The following is a 17,211-nucleotide window of genomic DNA, read 5'->3' on the forward strand; positions in this document are numbered from 1 at the left end:
CTCCGGTCTTTCGCGCTACACCCATCCTACGTGCAGGGTGAGAACTGTAGGATGGGTGTAGCGCGCGGATGCATTGCCAAGAACGAGACTTTCAGCGCGCGCAACCCATCAGACGGCGCTGGGTTCTTCTCAATTCCTGCCACGGCAAAATCGGCGATTGATGGGTTGCGCGCGGTGGATGCCTGGGTTCTTTGCTCCGGTTTCTCGCGCTACACCCATCCTACGTGCTCAGGCGGGCGGTGAAGGCCGTTTCCAGCGTTTCGTGGTGGCCGGCGCCTCGTTCGCCTTGCAGGCGGTCCAGCAGCAGCTGGGCCGCGCGACGGCCCAGGTCGGCGGCGTCCATGCCCAACGTCGTCAGCCCTTGCGCCCATTGTGCCGCGCTGCCATCTTCCGTGAAACCCAGCACTGCCAGGTCTTGCGGCACGTGCAGATCGCGGTTGTGCGCCTCAGATACCGTCGCTGCGGCCAGCAGGTCGGACGTGCAGAACACCGCGTCGAAGATCGTGTTGGTGGCCAGCAGCCGCAGAAACGCCATGCGGCCATCGTTCATTTGTTGCACCTCGGGTTGCACGATATCGGCAACCAGCTCCAGGCCCAGCCCTGCGGCCGAACTGATGAAGCCTTCGCGCCGTGCGCGTTCCCACGGATTGTCGGTGCTGATGCAGGCCACCAGCGCGTGGCGTTTCTCAGCCAGGTGGCGGGCCGCTGCGCGTCCGGCCTCCTCGTTGTCGATCACGACAGCGCTGTCCAGCGGCTGCGCCGCTGCGCTCCAGGTTTCCACCACCGGGATTTCCAAGGCCGCCAGGGCAGCCCGCAGGCCGGGATCATCCAGCGGGCCCATGACCAGCGCCGCCGCCGGGCGCAAGGCGGCCAGTTGGGGCTGCATGGCGGCCTCGTGCCAAGGGCCGGCGGCCAGGTAGTAGCCAGCGGGCGCCAGGCGCTCCGCAGACGCCTGGATGGCGCGGCTGGCGGGCCCGGCATCCAGGCGGGGGACGATGAGCGCAATAGGGCGCAGCGGGGGAAGGGCGGACATGGAAATTTCAGGGGATTCGTCAGGCGTGACGATAACCCAGCCGGACGGGCGGCGCCCCGGGGAGACGGCCTTCCGGGGCGAATCCTGGCGCGGGGAGGTAAAATGCCTCTTTTGTCTCAGACCGGGCCGTTTTGCGCGCCGGTTTCGAAGGTGTCCAATGTCCACGCTCGCCGAGTCTCCTGTTCCCTCGAACGAATCCGCCGCCGCGCCTGCGGACTCCGCCTACGATCCGACGCAAAAGCAGAAATCGCAGGCCAAGACTGCACGCATCCCCATCAAGATCATTCCGGCTGAACGCCTGAAGAAGCCCGAGTGGATCCGCGTGAAGGCCGCCGCGCCCGGTTCGCGCTTCTATGACATCAAGCGCATCCTGCGGGAACACAATCTGCACACCGTGTGCGAGGAAGCCTCCTGCCCGAACATCGGTGAATGCTTCGGCAAGGGCACGGCCACGTTCATGATCATGGGCGACAAGTGCACGCGCCGCTGCCCGTTCTGTGATGTGGGCCACGGCCGCCCTGATCCGCTGGACACCAAAGAGCCCGAGAACCTCGCGCGCACCATCGCCGCGCTGAAGCTGTCGTATGTCGTGATCACGTCGGTCGACCGCGACGATCTGCGCGACGGTGGCGCCGGCCACTTCGTGGACTGCATCACGCACATCCGCGAACTGTCGCCCTCGACCCGCATCGAAGTGCTGGTGCCCGACTTCCGCGGCCGCCTGGACCGTGCGTTGACCATTCTGAACGCCGGTCCTCCGGACGTCATGAATCACAATCTGGAAACCGTGCCGCGCCTGTACAAGCAGGCGCGTCCGGGTTCGGACTACATGCATTCGCTGAAGCTGCTGGCCGAGTTCAAGCAACTGCATCCGGAAGTGCCCACCAAGTCCGGCCTGATGCTGGGCCTGGGCGAGACGGACGAGGAAATCCTGCAAGTGATGCGCGACATGCGCGCGCACAACGTGGACATGCTGACGATCGGCCAGTACTTGCAGCCGTCGGAGCACCACCTGCCCGTGCTGCGCTATGTGCATCCGGACACGTTTGCGATGTTCGAGCGTGAAGCGTATGCGATGGGCTTTTCGCATGCGGCGGTGGGCGCGATGGTCCGCTCGTCCTATCACGCGGACGAACAGGCGCACGCGGCTGGGGTGAATTAAGACGACAGGGATCTGACTCACAAAAAAGGGGCTGCATTGGCAGCCCCTTTTTTTGTGAGTTGATGTCGTGTCGGATTGCTTGGAAGTGCCGCCCGGATACTTGCCTACATCCAGCTGAATAGGGTTTTCCCAGTTGCGTTTTAGGAGCATTTCAGCCTGAATGCAGGCTTTGGCGCTAATATGCAGGGCCTTTCGCGGGGGCAGACGAAACCACTCCTCTAAGGCATGCTGCCAAGCCAGTCAGCCGCTTTGTTATTGATGCTTTGCAGGCCTGCGAAGAAAGCACTCTGCTTTATATTAAGAATTGAAATTTTTTCAAAGTATCGATAATGTGGCGCGGCTTTTTGCCCATCCATATGATTTTTAATGGACTGTGTGTAGGAGTTATTGTTGAGTTTCCCCCCGCCGCTGATAATCGATCTGGATGGCACCCTGATCAAGACCGATATGCTGCATGAGTCGGCATTGCGTGCTTTGCGCGATAGGCCCGTAAGCTTGTTGCGGATACCTAAGTGGCTGGCGCAGGGCAAAGCCGTGCTCAAGCAGCATTTGGCAAGCTCGTTGGTATTTGATCCGGAGTCTCTTCCTTATAACGAAGAACTGTTGTGCTGGTTGAAACAGCAGAAAAAAGAAGGGCGGACTCTCATCCTGTGTACTGCATCGGATCGTTCGATTGCTGATGCCATTGGCGCACACCTAGGTATTTTCGACGAGGTGATGGCAAGCGACGGGAACATAAATCTTTCGGGTTCCCATAAAGCAGATTCGCTTGAGGCGCGGTTTGGCCGTGGCGGGTTTGATTATGCGGGAAATTCATCGGTTGATCTGGCGGTTTGGCGCAAGGCTCGCCGGGCCATTGTGGTCAATGCAAAGGCCGACCTGCCTTCCAAGGCCGCGGAATGCTGCGAAGTCGAAACGGTGTTCCCTCCCGTAAAGAACGGCGTGAGGGTATGGCGCCGAGTCCTGCGCATGCATCAATGGATGAAGAATGTGCTGTTGTTCGTTCCCTTCATCGCCGGGCATCAACTGAACGATATGGACACTTGGTTGTCCTTGATCGTTGCTTTTATTTCCTTCAGCCTGTGCGCGTCGGCGGTCTACATCGCCAACGATCTGTTCGACTTGGAGAGTGATCGGCAGCATGCGCGCAAGCGGACCCGCCCCTTCGCGAGTGGCGTCGTCCCGATCTGGAACGGGGTGCTGCTCGCGCCATTGCTGCTGCTGTCGAGCTACCTGCTTGCCTTCTTTGTGGGCGGGGCATTCATTCCTTGGTTGACAGCGTATTTCCTGTTGACCTGCGCATATTCATGGGGCCTGAAGCGCCTTATGTTGGTGGATTGCCTTGTGTTGGCGATCTTGTACACCCTGCGGATTATCGCGGGGGCTGCCGCAGCGGAATTGATCCTCTCCTTCTGGTTGCTCGCTTTTTCCGTCTTTCTCTTCTTGTCGCTCGCCTTTGTGAAGCGATATGCCGAGCTGGAGGTCCAGATTCTGAGCGGGAAGAAAAAGGTGCATGGGCGAGGTTATTACACGTCTGATGCTCCATTGATACAGACATTGGGTATTACCGCAGGGTATGCGTCGGTACTGGTGTTGGCGTTGTATTTGAATAGTGCCCAAGTGCTGACGCTCTATCAGATGCCCGAAATAGTATGGGGTGCCGTCCCTGTCATGCTCTTTTGGGTAAGCTGGATGTGGATGCAGGCGCACCGAGGAAATATGCACGACGATCCGCTGGTTTTCGCGGTGAAGGATAAAGCAAGCTTGTGCGCAGGCGTGGTTTTCGTCGCGGTGCTGACGCTGGGCACGGTGATGCAGCCATGGTGACGGTTTCGTCCTGGGGGCGTCTGGATAGGCGGCCCCATGTCGTCCACGACTTGTCCGACCGCTCGCATATCGCGCAGCAATTGAGACAAACTGCGCCGGGTATCGCATTCGGCATGGGACGTAGCTATGGCGACGCCTGCCTTAATCCCGAAGGTTCCCTGTGGAAAATGTCGGGCCTGGATCGGTTCCTGTCATTTGATGAATCCACTGGTCGTGTCTATTGTGAGGCGGGGGTACTGCTGCGAGATATTCAGCAATTGGCGGTGCCGCGCGGTTGGATGTTGCCTGTCACTCCTGGTACGCAGATCGTTACCGTAGGTGGCGCGATCGCCAATGAAGTCCATGGCAAGAACCATCACATTTTGGGAACGTTTGGCCATCACGTTGTTCGCTTTGTTCTCCAGCGTACAGACGGCGAGCGCATCGAATGTTCGCCTCAGGCCAATGCGGATTGGTTCGCCGCGACCATAGGCGGATTGGGCCTGACGGGGGTGATTCTGGCTGCAGAGCTACAGTTGCGGCGCGTAGCCGGCCCCTGGCTCGTCACGGAGACGCAGGCTTATCGCACGCTTGACGAGTTCTTTGTCTTGGCGGATGGCGCCGAGCATGCGTGGGAGTACACCGTCGCGTGGATCGACTGCCTTTCCAAGGAGGGCAAGGGGCTGTTCATGCGCGGCAATCATATCGATGGCGGTGTGCGCTCCGACCCTGCGGTTCGATCAAGGAAAATGCCGTTCACGCCACCGATTTCGCTCGTCAATCGATTATCGCTACGACCTTTCAATTGGGCGTACTTCAATTTGAAGAAGAATGCCGGTAGAGAGGTCGTGCATTACGCGCCGTTCTTTTATCCCTTGGATAATTTGCTGGAATGGAATCGCATGTATGGCCCCGCCGGGTTTTATCAGTATCAGAGTGTCGTGCCGCGATCGGTGGGGCGTGATGCGATCGGTGCGATGCTGCGTGAGATCTCCCGCTCTGGCGAGGGCTCCTTCCTGGCTGTGTTGAAGACGTTCGGTAGTCAGTCATCTGTAGGCATGCTGGGTTTTCCGCAGCCTGGGGTTACCTTGGCTTTGGATTTTCAGAATAAAGGCCCGACAACGCATCGTCTTTTTTCACGCCTGGATTCGATTGTGGCAGAGGCGGGTGGGCGAATTTATCCGGCGAAGGACGCACGCATGCCCAGGGCGCTGTTTGAAGCGGGGTATCCCGCATTAACCGAATTTCTGTCCTACCGCGATCCGGGGATTAGTTCTGCGCTCTCGCGACGGCTGATGGGGAATTAAAAGTGTCGATCAAAAAAAAACGTATTGTCATTGTGGGCGCTACCTCGTCAATTGCCGAGCATTGTGCGCGGGCATGGGTTACCGCCGCGGACGTAGACTTGACGCTGATAGGCCGTGATCAAGAGAAACTGGATGGGGTCGCTGCTGATCTGCGGATCCGAAGCCCCCGATCGGAAGTGCGTACAGTAATTGGCGATTTCGCCAATCCCACGAGGATAGAGGCGCAAGTCGACGCCATTACGGCAGAAGGGACCGTCGATCTTGTATTGATCGCGCACGGCAATTTGCCGGATCAAGCGAGATGCCAGACGGATCTCAGCGCCTGCGAGCAGGCCCTTCATGTAAATGCGGTTTCCCCGGTGATGTATGCCGAAGCCTTCGTATGTGGCATGGAGCAGGCAGATCACGGTACGTTGGCCGTGATTGGCTCGGTAGCGGGTGATCGGGGACGCAAGTCGAATTATGTCTATGGAGCAGCGAAAGGCCTTGTCGAACGTTATGCGCAAGGATTGCAGCACCGACTAGCGAAGACGCGAGTCAAGGTAGTTTTGATCAAACCGGGTCCAACGCAAACGCCGATGACCGTTTCGATGGGCGGTGCCTATGCGCGCATGGCTCGGGTCGAGGACGTGGCCGGCATTATCGTCGCGGGAATCGCCGCAGGCAAACCTGTTGTCTACGCACCAGGAAAGTGGGCTGTCATCATGCTGGTTATCCGCAACCTGCCCCGCTTCATCTTCAACAAGATGGACATCTGATTGTCGACTGCCATGTGGAAGAACCAGCGTCTTAATATTTTGGCCGGCCTGTTCGCGGCCGCCATGACGGTATTGGCCGTGATTGGGGCAATCCGCATGTATTCGCCCATTCCTCATTGGGATATGTGGGATGGCACGCTTCAATTTTATCTGGATGTCCAGGATGGTGTTGCGTCCGCTTGGTGGCGTCAGCACAACGAACACCGCGTATTGTTATCCAGGGTGCTTTTCTGGCTCGATTATAGGTACTTTGGCGGAATCAGTATTTTCCTGATCGCCATGAACTACGTGATCGTCGCGGCGGCGATCTGGGTGTTCTGGATCGTGTTGCGCGATACGGAAAATGGCGGTCGCAGCGTGAGCTCCAGGAATGCGCTGGCGTTGTTCATCGCCGGCGCACTGTTCTTTTGGTCCCAAGATAATAATCTGACTTGGGGATTCCAGAGCCAGTTTTTTCTCGCCCAACTGCTGCCGATGTGCGGGTTGGTATGGCTCGGCCGTTCGATTCAGCGCGAGAACAGCACAGCCAACTTTGCATTGGCTTGTGCCTTTGGCGTATTGGCGACAGGAACGATGGCCAATGGGGTATTAGCCCTGCCTCTCATGGTGGTGTGCGCGCTGGTCCTTCGCTTGAGCCCGCTGCGCATCGTGATATTGGTGGTGCTTGCTGCGCTATGCCTGACGGCCTATTTCGCCACCTATCTGCCGCCGCCTTTCCATGGTCACCTTTCGGATGCCCTGCGTGATCAGCCGATCAGACTTATCGTCTACACGATGATGTACCTGGGCAGCCCGTTTTACTTCATGACCGGCAAAGGGGTGTTTGGAATGGGCGCGGCCGCGGCCGCCGGGTCTGTACTTGCTCTGGGCTCTGTATGGCTTTCGCTACGTCTCGTGCGCAATGCCAGACAGGCTCCCATATCCATCGCACTGCTGCTCTTCATCCTCTATATCGGTGGTTCAGCCTTCGGCACTGCGGGCGGACGCCTTATCTTCGGAATGGAATCAGCGACCTCCTCCCGCTATACGACGCCGGCGCTGATGGCATGGTTGGCGTTTACGATCGTTCTCTACTTGAATAGCCGATTGTCGCGAAGCGCACGAGGCGCGAAATCAGCAGGCTTTGTTTTCGTCGTGGCCGCTATTTTGATGTTGAGCTATCAAGTGCGTGCAGCAAGGGGCGATGTCGATATGCTGCAGAACAGAGAGATCGCGGCCTTGGCCTTGGAGTTAGGAATCAAAGACCAGGAATTCATTAGCCAGGTATATCCCAAGATGGAAGAGCCACTCGCAATGGCGAGCGCAGCGCAGGCTAGGGGATTGACCGTGTTCGGAAGATTCCCCTATCGAGGACTTAAGGCCGAGTTGGGAGCCGACGTCGCGTCGGAGGCCCTGGCTGCGTGCTCCGGCCGTCTGGAAACGGTTACTGCTCTGCCCGAGGACGCGGGCTATTGGAGAGTTTCTGGATGGATATTCAACGATCGAGCTGATGATTCGCCGAAGTTGGTGAAGATTCTGGAAAACAACTCTGTTATTGGCTTTGCGTTGACGGGGAAACCCCGCCGAGATTTGGCTTCCTCTGTATCGAAATCGGCGGTCAAGGCTGGCTTTGTCGGTTATCTGAAACGCAGTGACAAGAGTATTTCCATTAGGGCAGTAGGTGTAGATGTTCCATGCCAGCTGGATCTGGGGAAAATTTCGCCTGCCCAAATTGGTGTCAAGTAATCATTAATCCCAAAAGAAGGGCATGGTGTTTGGCATCTGGTGGCGGATAGCCCTTTCAATCGTGCCAACCCTCTTATTCGGTAATTAAACTCATGAAGAAAGAAGCGAAAATTGTACTACCAGGTGGGGCCGGTCTGGTGGGGCAGAATCTGGTAGCACGCCTGCAGCAACGAGGTTATACGAATATTGTGGTTCTGGATAAGCATGAGGCGAATCTGGCTATTCTTCGCAAGACCCAGCCGTCGATCATCGCCGAGTATGCTGACTTGGCCAAAGCAGGCGTATGGGAGCGGCATTTCAAAGATGCGGATTCCGTAGTGATGCTGCAGGCGCAAATCGGTGGAATTAACTATTCCGAGTTTGAGAATAATAACGTCGTATCGACGAAAAATATTCTTGACCTGGTGAAAAAGTATGATGTGCCTTATCTTGTGCACATCAGTTCTTCTGTCGTGGAATCCGTTGCGGACGACTTCTACACGCGATCGAAGAAAGAGCAGGAACAGCTGGTTCTGGATAGTGGAATTCCATGCCCTATTCTCCGCCCGACGCTCATGTTCGGCTGGTTCGACCGTAAACATTTGGGGTGGCTCTCGCGCTTCATGCAGCGCGTTCCGGTATTTCCGATACCAGGAAATGGAAAGTTCATGCGGCAACCGCTTTATGCCGGAGATTTCGCCGATATTATAATAAGTTGCATTGAGTCGCGTATTTCTCCCGAGATTTTCAATATAACTGGCCGTGAAAAGATAGACTATATCGATATCATTCGGGCGATCAAGTCTTCTACGGGTGCAAAGGCAACATTGCTCAAGATTCCATATGGCTTGTTCTACTTGCTTCTGAAAATATACGCCTTGTTTGACCGTGATCCGCCGTTTACTGCCGCACAACTCAAGGCATTGGTAGCGCATGATGAGTTCGAAGTCATAGACTGGCCGGCAATTTTCAATGTGACGCCGACGCCGTTTTCTAAGGCAATCGACGAGACGTTCCATCATCCGGTTTACAGCAAAGTAGTTCTGGAGTTTTGAATATCATGGGCCAACGAATTGCAGTCTTGGGCGCGGGGCCGATGGGGCTTGCCGTTGCGTATCAGCTTGCTCTGGACGGGCATCAACCAGTGGTGTTTGAAGCGGATGATCGCGTCGGAGGCATGACCGCCACGTTTGACTTCAACGGACTGGATATCGAACGCTATTACCATTTTCACTGCACTTCGGACACGGCGTTTTTGAATGTGCTGGAAGAGTTGGGGCTGGGCGACAAGATGCGCTGGGTCGAAACCAAGATGGGCTATTGGTATCAGGACCGCTTGCAGCCTTGGGGAAACCCCGTCGCGTTGTTGAAGTTCAAGGGGCTGAGCCTGGTGGCTAAAGTCCGTTATGGCCTGCATGCCTTTCTGTCAGTCAAGCGCAATGACTGGAAGCCGCTGGATAATGTAGAAGCTACCAGCTGGATCAAACGCTGGGTCGGTGCTGAGGCTTATGAGGTGCTGTGGCGCCGCTTGTTCGAGTATAAATTTTACGAATACACCAGCAATTTGTCGGCCGCATGGATTTGGAGCCGGATCCGTAGAATTGGCCGTTCCCGGTATAGTCTATTTCGGGAAAAACTGGGTTATCTGGAAGGCGGCTCCAGTACGTTTCTGAATGCAATGGCTGCAGCTATCCAATCGTCTGGTGGAGATATCCGACTCAAACAACCCGTTAGCAAGGTTCTCATCGAGGCGGGTAAAGTCGTCGGCTTGGAAGTGAATGGGGCGGTGGAGAAATTCGACAAAGTAATAAGTACCGTACCGCTGCCTTTTGTTCCCAGATTGATGCCGGATCTACCGGAGGACATATTGCGGAAGTTTTCTGCCTTGAAGAACGTCGCAGTTGTCTGCGTAATTGCAAAATTGCGCAGGCGAGTGACTGAGAATTTTTGGCTGAATATAAATGATGTGGATATGGATATTCCAGGACTGGTCGAATATTCGAATCTTAGGCCGCTGAAAAGTAGCGTGGTGTATGTGCCGTTCTACATCCCCGGCGAGCATCCGACTTATGCCGATCCGGACAGCGTCTTTATCGGCAAGGTCAGGAATTACCTGAAGAAAATAAATCCCACTTTGTCCGACGGAGATTTTATCGATATTCGAGCAAGCCGGTACCGATATGCGCAGCCAATTTGTGAGCCTGGTTACTTGAGTGGATTGCCACCGGTCTCCTTGCCTGTCGAGGGCCTGTGGGTGGCTGATACCTCATACTATTATCCAGAAGACCGTGGAATTTCCGAGAGCATTGGTTTTGGAAGAAAAATGGCCCGGGATGCTGTGAAGTGATAAATCAGTTCTATTCTCGGCAATTCATGTCATTTCTCTTGGCCGGCGGAATTGCTGCGATGGTCAATATCGGGTCAAGGATTTTATACAGCCAATGGGTGAGTTTTTCTAACGCAATTATATTGGCCTATATAACTGGGATTATTACCGCTTTTGTATTGACGAAATTGTTTGTTTTTAAGGGCAGTACGCAGGCGCTCCATAGGTCTGTATTTTTCTTTATTCTTGTTAATATCGTGGCGGCCGTGCAAACCTGGCTTGTAAGCATGGCTCTTGCGTACTATGTTCTGCCCCGGGCCGGGGTCAATGATATATATATTGAAGACGTGTCGCACATGATTGGCGTTGTATTTCCGGTGTTCACGAGTTATGTCGGTCACCGACGCTGGTCTTTCCGGAAATAATGACGGTTTTAACCCTCATTTCACCAGTGTGGCTAGAAAGTACGGTATTCCGCCTGTGGCGTGAAGAAGATAAATCTAATCGGGGCGAGATCCGATGAATGGTAGAGAAGTCCATGCCCGGCCGGCGATCAATCGGTCTTCTTTTTCTTTCCTGTTGTTGCTTGCCGTACTTTTACTAATTCCCAGGCTGGATGGTTGGGACTACTCACCAGGAAAGTATCTGTGGGCTGAAGACGGTTCCGTTTTCATCAATGACGCGCAACGACTAGGAGTGGCTTCTATCTGGCAGGCCTATCAGGGTTATCTGCATGCCTATCCTAGAATAGTCGCTTATCTGGCCGGTTTCGTCGACCTGAGCTTCAGGCCGCTAGTATTACTGGCGGGCTGGTGTATTGCCTACGTGTTCATGGCCTATACGTTGATTCAACGTTCCTGGACTCTTGGCGTCAGTGCCATCGGCACCGCGATACTGTTGATGGCTGTCGCTATCCAGCCGAACGTGGGCGAGGTATTTTTTACGTTGACGAATACCCAATGGCTGCTTGCCGCCGGGTTCGCTATCATCCTCCTGACTGGCGACGCCAATTCATTAGGGTTCAAGCCCTATCGATTGCTCGGGCTATCGATTTTGGGGCTGACAGGCCCGTTCTCGGTTGTGATCCTCCCGGTTTTGACGCTACGGGCCTTGTATTTCAAAGATCTCAGCGCCAATGCCTGGATATATGTCACCACGCTATTCTGCGCGTGCATTCAGGCTGCTGTCTTGCTCAATTCGCCTCGCCTTGCCGTTAACGGAGGCTCGATCGATCTACTGAGCTGGGCCGTAGGCTTCGGTCGGTTGGCATTTTTCAGCGTGGATGCGCCATTGGGCTGGGCCGGGGCGATTACGCTGTGGATCGCCATGATTGTCGGTATCGCGAGTCACTGGGCTGCGGGTGGGACGGCGCGGACTACTGCGGTTCAAGGCGTGATGCTGACCGTCATGGCATTGCTCTTGCTGTTGGCCAGCATGTACTCGGCCAAATCCAATGTGGCGGCAGTGATAGTGCTTGGGTCAGGCAGTCGATATACATGGGTGCCCTATACCTTAATTCTGTTCGCGCTTTGGATTTTTACCAAGCGTTCCTTGGTGTGCCAGCTGCTCATAGGGGCTATATGGTTGGCTATAGCCCTTCCAGTCGCGCATAGGGACACCCAGTCCAGTCTGCAATTCGGTCCGTTTGCTGATTTCTCGAAATATCAGAATGTTGTTATTCCTCTGCATCCTCTCGTTCCGGAGTTTCCGGGATGGTATATCGAGGGGGTGCAAAGAACTCATCTGCCTTTGGCGGAAAACTTGGAACAGGATATATTGATTTCCCGAGAAACTTCTTCGGGAGGGGATGTCGAGAGAAACGGAAAATTGATTGCCTTGCGATCCACGGGCAATGATCCGATTCTAATCTTCGAGAATAAATTTGAATGCCCTGAAAACACAAAAAATGTAGCTGTTGAGACCGAAATTAGGCGTTCCGTGGCAGGGGCAATGCAGTTATTCTGGGCCGGCAGGAATTACTTCTCGGAGGTGGATTCTTTGAAACGTTGGTACCCAGAGGGTTTGGTCAAGGCTCAATTTGCATTTCCCTACATGAAGGAAGGCTTGGTATTGAGGTTAGATCCAATGGAAGTCGAGGGGACTGCCGTCATCGAGAGCATGACCCTAATTTGTCTGCCCGCGAGTTAACCCTTGTAGCCGGCAGAGTGATACGTTCGATACAATTACACGTGATGGCAAAAGACTCCCCATAAATGCGAGGCGAATCGTCTATTGGCATCTGGAGCATATGGAGTGCATATTCCACTTCGGAGACAAGGATGGACGATGTTAATTTGGCCGAGCTATACCGGAATAGATTTGCGAAAGAAATATTGCCGAGGAAGAATGCGATCTGGAGGGTTATTTGTAGATCCTTCCTTCAGAAGTATGTAAAAAAGACCGACTGCGTTGTGGATGTGGCTTGTGGGTACGGAGAGTTCATCAATAATATTGACGCTCGCAAGAAAGTTGCCATCGACCTGAATCCGGACACACAGGATTTTCTGGGCAACGATATTATTTTCTACCAATGCCCGGCCACCGCATTGAGTGATGTTATTCAGGCCGATGCGGATGTCATATTCACTTCGAACTTCCTCGAGCACTTGCCAAACAAGCAGGTGCTAGATCAGTTTATCGAGCAAGTGCACGCCTCATTGAGGCCAGGCGGCATATACATAATTATCGGGCCCAACCTACGGTATTTGCCCGGTGCATACTGGGATTACTATGACCATCACCTCGGTCTTACCCACTTGTCGCTGATGGAAGCCTTGCAACTGAAGGGCCTTGAGGTCGAAATATGTGTGGGAAAATTCCTGCCGTACACAATCCAGAGCGCCTTGCCTACTCATCCATTCTTGGTTTGGCTATATCTAAAGTTGCCGTTCGCTTGGAAAGTGCTTGGCAAACAGTTTTTTATAGTTGCAAGAAAACGAATTTGAAACGCAGGGTGGGGTTCATGGCTGATTCACCACATTGGCTATCACTTTGGAAAACTTATCCCAGCCGTACGCTTGGCGAACTTCACCGTAAGCTATTTCAGCTATGTCGGCATAGCGGCCGGACCTCGATAATTCGATGACCTTCTCGATCTTTTTGGTCCACTGCTCGGGTGTTGACAGGTAGCCTGTCACTCCATCCTTGATGGCACGCGAATATGTATAGGTAGGTGTGGCGACAGTGATGGTGCCGACAATGGCCGCTTCGAAGTATTTGAGTTCCGACTTGCAATGGGTGAATTCGTTGTCCAGCAAAGGAACGATATTGACATCAACGCTTCCGATCAGACGCTGAAGATTGACGTAGTCTTGCATCGGATAATAGTCGATCCGATCGCGGAAAGGCTCAAGGTACGCACCCGGCTCAATATAGCCCACGAGTACCAAACGAACATCCTCATGATGTTTCAATACCTCTGCAATTGCGGGCGCCGCAAGATTGAAATCCCGCCGATGACTGGGCGAACCGCTGAAATAGCCGATAGATGTAGGTCGTAGCGACGCAAATTGGGATTCCTGCTTTATACGATATATATCTTCCGAATAGTCCTGTTGAATCCTGTTGAGAAAGTTCGGAATGATCGCGGTAGGCTTGCCAGGGAATTTTTCCCTTAGTTGTCCCGCTAGATATTCGTTTGTCAGGATAGCGCCGTCGCAGAGCCGCAGCATCTCCGCTTGGCGTGATATGTAAGCGTACCAATAGTCCAACTGCTCGTTTTCGCCGTAGCCGCCAATGGTGTCCACCAGAATAGGCAATTTCTGTGTGTTGAAAACCAAGTCATCCACATCGAAAAGCACTCGCACCTGGTGCAGATTGGCCAACCTGACCAGTTGCACGAGTTTTGGCGAATAGCGAGTCCGGCAGATTACCAGTGCTGTGCAGTCCGGAATTAAGCACATGACCTGATCGAGCTCATCCTTATAGAACCAGGCGGCCGATACATTGGATTCTTCCGAACTGTTGAGACTATCCACCATGTTGAAGACGCGGTAGCGAAACGTACTGTTATCGCGGCCTTCATAGAGGTAGAGAATCCGGATATTCCTCTGATATAGCATGCGTACCCGCTCTGCGCATGGGAGGTCCCAGGGATCACGGTATTCATACGGCTTGATCTGGAGCAGGCTAAACATGGAGAGCGGGGATGCGGTCGGAAAGGAATGTGATGGAATCAGCCAGCGAGATATTCCAGTCCTTCTGAATGCCCGCTGTTTTCAGGTTTTCGAGTTTTTGTGATTCACTGATTGCTAATGCTTCCCGAAGGCCGTCTAGCAACGCATCCACGGTAGGGGCAGCGCAGATAATATTCTTTGAATACTGCGAAAGATCAGTTTTGATACCAGACGAATTGGTAACGGCGACTGCACCCGAACAAGCGAGATCTAGAGGGGGATAACTTGGATGCGGCGTGTCCATCAGCGTCAGGCCGATGTCGATGGTCTGCAACAGCGCTGCATATTCGGCCCATCCCAATTGCTGATGGAAATATATGTCGGGTTCACCGGGAAGGGTACCGTTGGGCAGATCCTTCCCAGCAAAATGAAATTCCCACTCTTTTGGGTCCAATATCCCACGTAATATGGCCTGTGTAATGACCTCGAGCCCGCGGAGGTAGAGATTCCGCAGATTGTTGGGACGGCCGTAAAAGAAGAAGCGGCGTTTTGTCTTCGAAAGCGGTTTGATCGCGGGCCGCATGCTGGGGAAGGCCGGTTCGAAGTACGTCGACCTATCCGCCAAGCCTTGAATGGGATTTGGCCCTTGCGTAAGGTGGCGCTGGAGCAATTGCGTGTTCAATGCGAAGACGATGTTTGTATCGCTCAGAACCTCTTCGCACCGCATGCGTTCGTCGCCGTAGCCATAGAACATCCGCTCGTCTTCCTGCAGCAGGTAAATGATCTGGGCGGCTGGGATCGCTTTCCGCACACCGGATGTGGTCCACCACGATGTCGTGATGAAGACGTCCTCGTCTTTCCGTGTTGGTACGTAGTAGCCTGTAGTGGGTGCAGATTCGAGCATCGTCAATGTGCCTGTGAATTGCACTTGGTTCAGTTCCAGGAGCCGGGCAACCACATCCGGACTGCCCTCGCCATTCCGTGTAATGAGCCGGAGCTGGGCGTTCTTCTTTTGGGCCAAGCATGCGGCAAGAATCAATGCTGTCGCAACCCCGCCAAAAAGTGAGGCAGGTCCGATGCTGTCGGTGACGACATTGATGCGCAGGCCACGTGACGCGTCATCCATGATGCGCATAGGACCCAGGTGGGCGAGCCTGGCCTGCAGCACCTGTTCGAATGGGACGGTGGTCGTTCGTGGAGCTTCGCCTGGTTTCCTGATCTTCCGTGCTTCCCGGCGTCCGGCAACCTCGAAATGGACAAGAGGATTCAGATTGGCTGCCGCGACGTCAGGATGATCCAGCAGATACTGCATGGGGTCGAAATCGGGGCCCGGCTCCAGTCCCTCTCGCCAATGTTGGGCGTAATGCGCGGCTGCCTTGTGCGCGCTCGCGCCCGAGAGATACTTTTTCGCATAGGCTTGGTGATCAAACAGCGGGGAGGCGATGAGGACCTTGATGTCGCGTTTCAACAGCCGTCCAGCGCGAAGGTGATTGACCGCGCGTCGGGCTAATTTCAGCATGACAGCCGACATCCCCGGCGCCGGCTGCGCGGCGGTGGCGATCGCCACCGCCTTTCTTGAAGATTCCAACTGCTTCTGGAGATCGGAGCAACGTTCGTGCGCTGCCTCAAGTTCGCGTTGGTACCATGCCTGTTTACCAGGGGTGGGTGGTGCGCCCTGGTCGAAGGTAGATGCTATTCCTGTGCCTGTAGCCGCGGTATCGTCATGGGAAAGCGAGGCGGGTGACTTCGCGGGAGAAGAATTCGTGGGCATTATCTCTAGACTGAAAACCGGGATCTAAGGTGGACTGAAACGAGCTCGTTAGGGGCAGCGCAGCGGGTGAACGCCTAGAGAATAATCTACTTGAACAGGTGGCGGGCCATCCCGGCGACCCAACGTAGCGGAGCGGTCAATCGCCAGCTTTTCGACCGTAACAATGCTGCATTGATGAGTGCTGCCCCTGCTGCCTTATCCTCTTCGGAGTGGAGCTTGCGTTCAAGGTTCCGGATCGTCTGATTGTTTCGATGAATCTCTGCGTCCCGCTCGATGATTTCATCCCTGGCGGCCTGAAGCAATTGTTCTGTTTGGATTATGGACTCGGCGGGCGGTACCGTGCGCGTGGACCAGGGATTGCCTGTTTGGGAAGGTACATCCTGTAGGCTGAACCGCGTGCCATGCAACGGGATATGCCCGGGAATGACCGCTTCTTCACGACCCGCTACGATACGGCGGCCAAGGGCATTGCTGGAGGCTGGGCGCTTGCGGATGACGCAAATCGAGTTAACGAATTCGACGGACCTAACTTGCGCAAGACTCTCTGCCGATAGCGTGCAGCCATAGTGGGACAGGATGCCGTTCAGCGGGCCAAGACGATCTAGAGTGTCTATGCCCCAGTGCTCGAAATTGACGACGTCGGCCAGAAGCTTGAAAAATGACAGGGAGGAGTATGGGTGGAACAGTCCGCCATCGAATTCCGACCAATAACTACAATGCAGATCTTCAACAATGAATGTGCCACTTTCGGCTAGTGTGGGGAAATAGAGACAGAAGGACTTTACTATGTCCCCCGACCGGTGCGACCCGTCGTCGATAATAATATCGAACTGCTCGCATTCCCCAGTGATAGCGTTGTAGGTATCAGGCGTGTTCGCATCTCCTACAATGACGCGTATGCGGGGATCGGCGTAGGTCAGCTTGGCACAGTCTGGGTTGATATCACAGCCAATGAGCCTGACCACATTGGAAAAATAGCTGAGCCATATCTCCAGCGATCCACCATTCTGGATGCCGATTTCAAGAAGGTGAACGGGCTGGTCGCGATGTGGCTCCAGCGTTCGCTCATACTCATCGAGATAAATTTCCCATTTGTCAGATACCTTTCCGGCATGATGGCCGTACAGTTCCCGCAACGAATCCTGAACCATGGTCTCGATAGCCTTGCGTAGGTGATGATGCCTTGGTGAAAGCTTCGGCGCGATAAACCGCCGGCTATTTACAATACG

The 17,211-nt window shown here is 54.5% G+C and carries 14 protein-coding genes; 10 read left to right on the plus strand and 4 right to left on the minus strand.

The genetic code is table 11. From position 1 onward, the window contains the following. Nucleotides 1-220: 220 nt before the first annotated feature. Complete coding sequence (locus tag HV753_RS23425; protein ID WP_175176983.1) at nucleotides 221-1,033, minus strand: LacI family DNA-binding transcriptional regulator; 813 nt, start codon at nucleotides 1,031-1,033, stop codon at nucleotides 221-223. A 157-nt stretch (nucleotides 1,034-1,190) separates the two neighbouring features. Here HV753_RS23425 and lipA point away from each other — a divergent pair, with 157 nt between their 5' ends. The 10 genes from lipA (at nucleotide 1,191) to HV753_RS23475 (ending at nucleotide 13,041) form a co-directional block, all read left to right on the plus strand. Further along, on the plus strand, nucleotides 1,191-2,195 hold the full coding sequence (gene lipA / locus HV753_RS23430) for a lipoyl synthase (RefSeq protein WP_175176984.1): 1,005 nt from the start codon (nucleotides 1,191-1,193) through the stop codon (nucleotides 2,193-2,195). A gap of 390 nt (nucleotides 2,196-2,585) precedes the next feature. After that, on the plus strand, nucleotides 2,586-4,022 hold the full coding sequence (locus HV753_RS23435; RefSeq protein ID WP_175176985.1) for a UbiA family prenyltransferase: 1,437 nt from the start codon (nucleotides 2,586-2,588) through the stop codon (nucleotides 4,020-4,022). Further along, nucleotides 4,016-5,308: an FAD-binding oxidoreductase gene (locus HV753_RS23440; RefSeq protein ID WP_175176986.1), complete on the plus strand. Its 1,293-nt coding sequence runs from the start codon at nucleotides 4,016-4,018 to the stop codon at nucleotides 5,306-5,308. Before HV753_RS23435 ends, HV753_RS23440 begins: the two co-directional genes overlap by 7 nt. A 2-nt stretch (nucleotides 5,309-5,310) precedes the next feature. Then, nucleotides 5,311-6,066 carry an SDR family NAD(P)-dependent oxidoreductase gene (locus tag HV753_RS23445; protein WP_175176987.1) on the plus strand — a complete coding sequence of 252 codons (756 nt, stop codon included), beginning with the start codon at nucleotides 5,311-5,313 and terminating at the stop codon, nucleotides 6,064-6,066. After that, complete coding sequence (locus tag HV753_RS23450; protein ID WP_175176988.1) at nucleotides 6,067-7,791, plus strand: hypothetical protein; 1,725 nt, start codon at nucleotides 6,067-6,069, stop codon at nucleotides 7,789-7,791. Between the two features lie 92 nt (nucleotides 7,792-7,883). Then, complete coding sequence (locus HV753_RS23455) at nucleotides 7,884-8,825, plus strand: NAD-dependent epimerase/dehydratase family protein (protein ID WP_175176989.1); 942 nt, start codon at nucleotides 7,884-7,886, stop codon at nucleotides 8,823-8,825. Nucleotides 8,826-8,830: 5 nt separating this feature from the next. Further along, complete coding sequence (locus HV753_RS23460) at nucleotides 8,831-10,117, plus strand: NAD(P)/FAD-dependent oxidoreductase (RefSeq protein WP_175176990.1); 1,287 nt, start codon at nucleotides 8,831-8,833, stop codon at nucleotides 10,115-10,117. A gap of 26 nt (nucleotides 10,118-10,143) precedes the next feature. Continuing rightward, complete coding sequence (locus tag HV753_RS23465; protein WP_175176991.1) at nucleotides 10,144-10,521, plus strand: GtrA family protein; 378 nt, start codon at nucleotides 10,144-10,146, stop codon at nucleotides 10,519-10,521. A 94-nt stretch (nucleotides 10,522-10,615) separates the two neighbouring features. Continuing rightward, nucleotides 10,616-12,244 carry a hypothetical protein gene (locus tag HV753_RS23470; protein WP_175176992.1) on the plus strand — a complete coding sequence of 543 codons (1,629 nt, stop codon included), beginning with the start codon at nucleotides 10,616-10,618 and terminating at the stop codon, nucleotides 12,242-12,244. Nucleotides 12,245-12,375: 131 nt separating this feature from the next. After that, complete coding sequence (locus HV753_RS23475) at nucleotides 12,376-13,041, plus strand: class I SAM-dependent methyltransferase (RefSeq protein WP_175176993.1); 666 nt, start codon at nucleotides 12,376-12,378, stop codon at nucleotides 13,039-13,041. A 15-nt stretch (nucleotides 13,042-13,056) separates the two neighbouring features. On the opposite strand, the gene HV753_RS23480 is transcribed toward HV753_RS23475, so the two are convergent. From HV753_RS23480 to HV753_RS23490, 3 genes are all read right to left on the minus strand, one after another. Beyond that, nucleotides 13,057-14,232 (minus strand): glycosyltransferase, encoded by a 1,176-nt coding sequence (locus HV753_RS23480; RefSeq protein ID WP_175176994.1) that lies wholly within the window; start codon nucleotides 14,230-14,232, stop codon nucleotides 13,057-13,059. Further along, nucleotides 14,225-15,982, minus strand: coding sequence for a rhamnosyltransferase WsaF family glycosyltransferase (locus HV753_RS23485; protein ID WP_175176995.1), 1,758 nt, complete (start codon nucleotides 15,980-15,982; stop codon nucleotides 14,225-14,227). Before HV753_RS23485 ends, HV753_RS23480 begins: the two co-directional genes overlap by 8 nt. Nucleotides 15,983-16,068: 86 nt before the next feature. Beyond that, nucleotides 16,069-17,133, minus strand: a complete 1,065-nt coding sequence (locus HV753_RS23490; RefSeq protein ID WP_175176996.1) for a class I SAM-dependent methyltransferase — start codon at nucleotides 17,131-17,133, stop codon at nucleotides 16,069-16,071. Nucleotides 17,134-17,211: the final 78 nt, after the last annotated feature.

Source organism: Achromobacter pestifer, assembly GCF_902859625.1.
Taxonomy (GTDB): domain Bacteria; phylum Pseudomonadota; class Gammaproteobacteria; order Burkholderiales; family Burkholderiaceae_B; genus Achromobacter; species Achromobacter pestifer.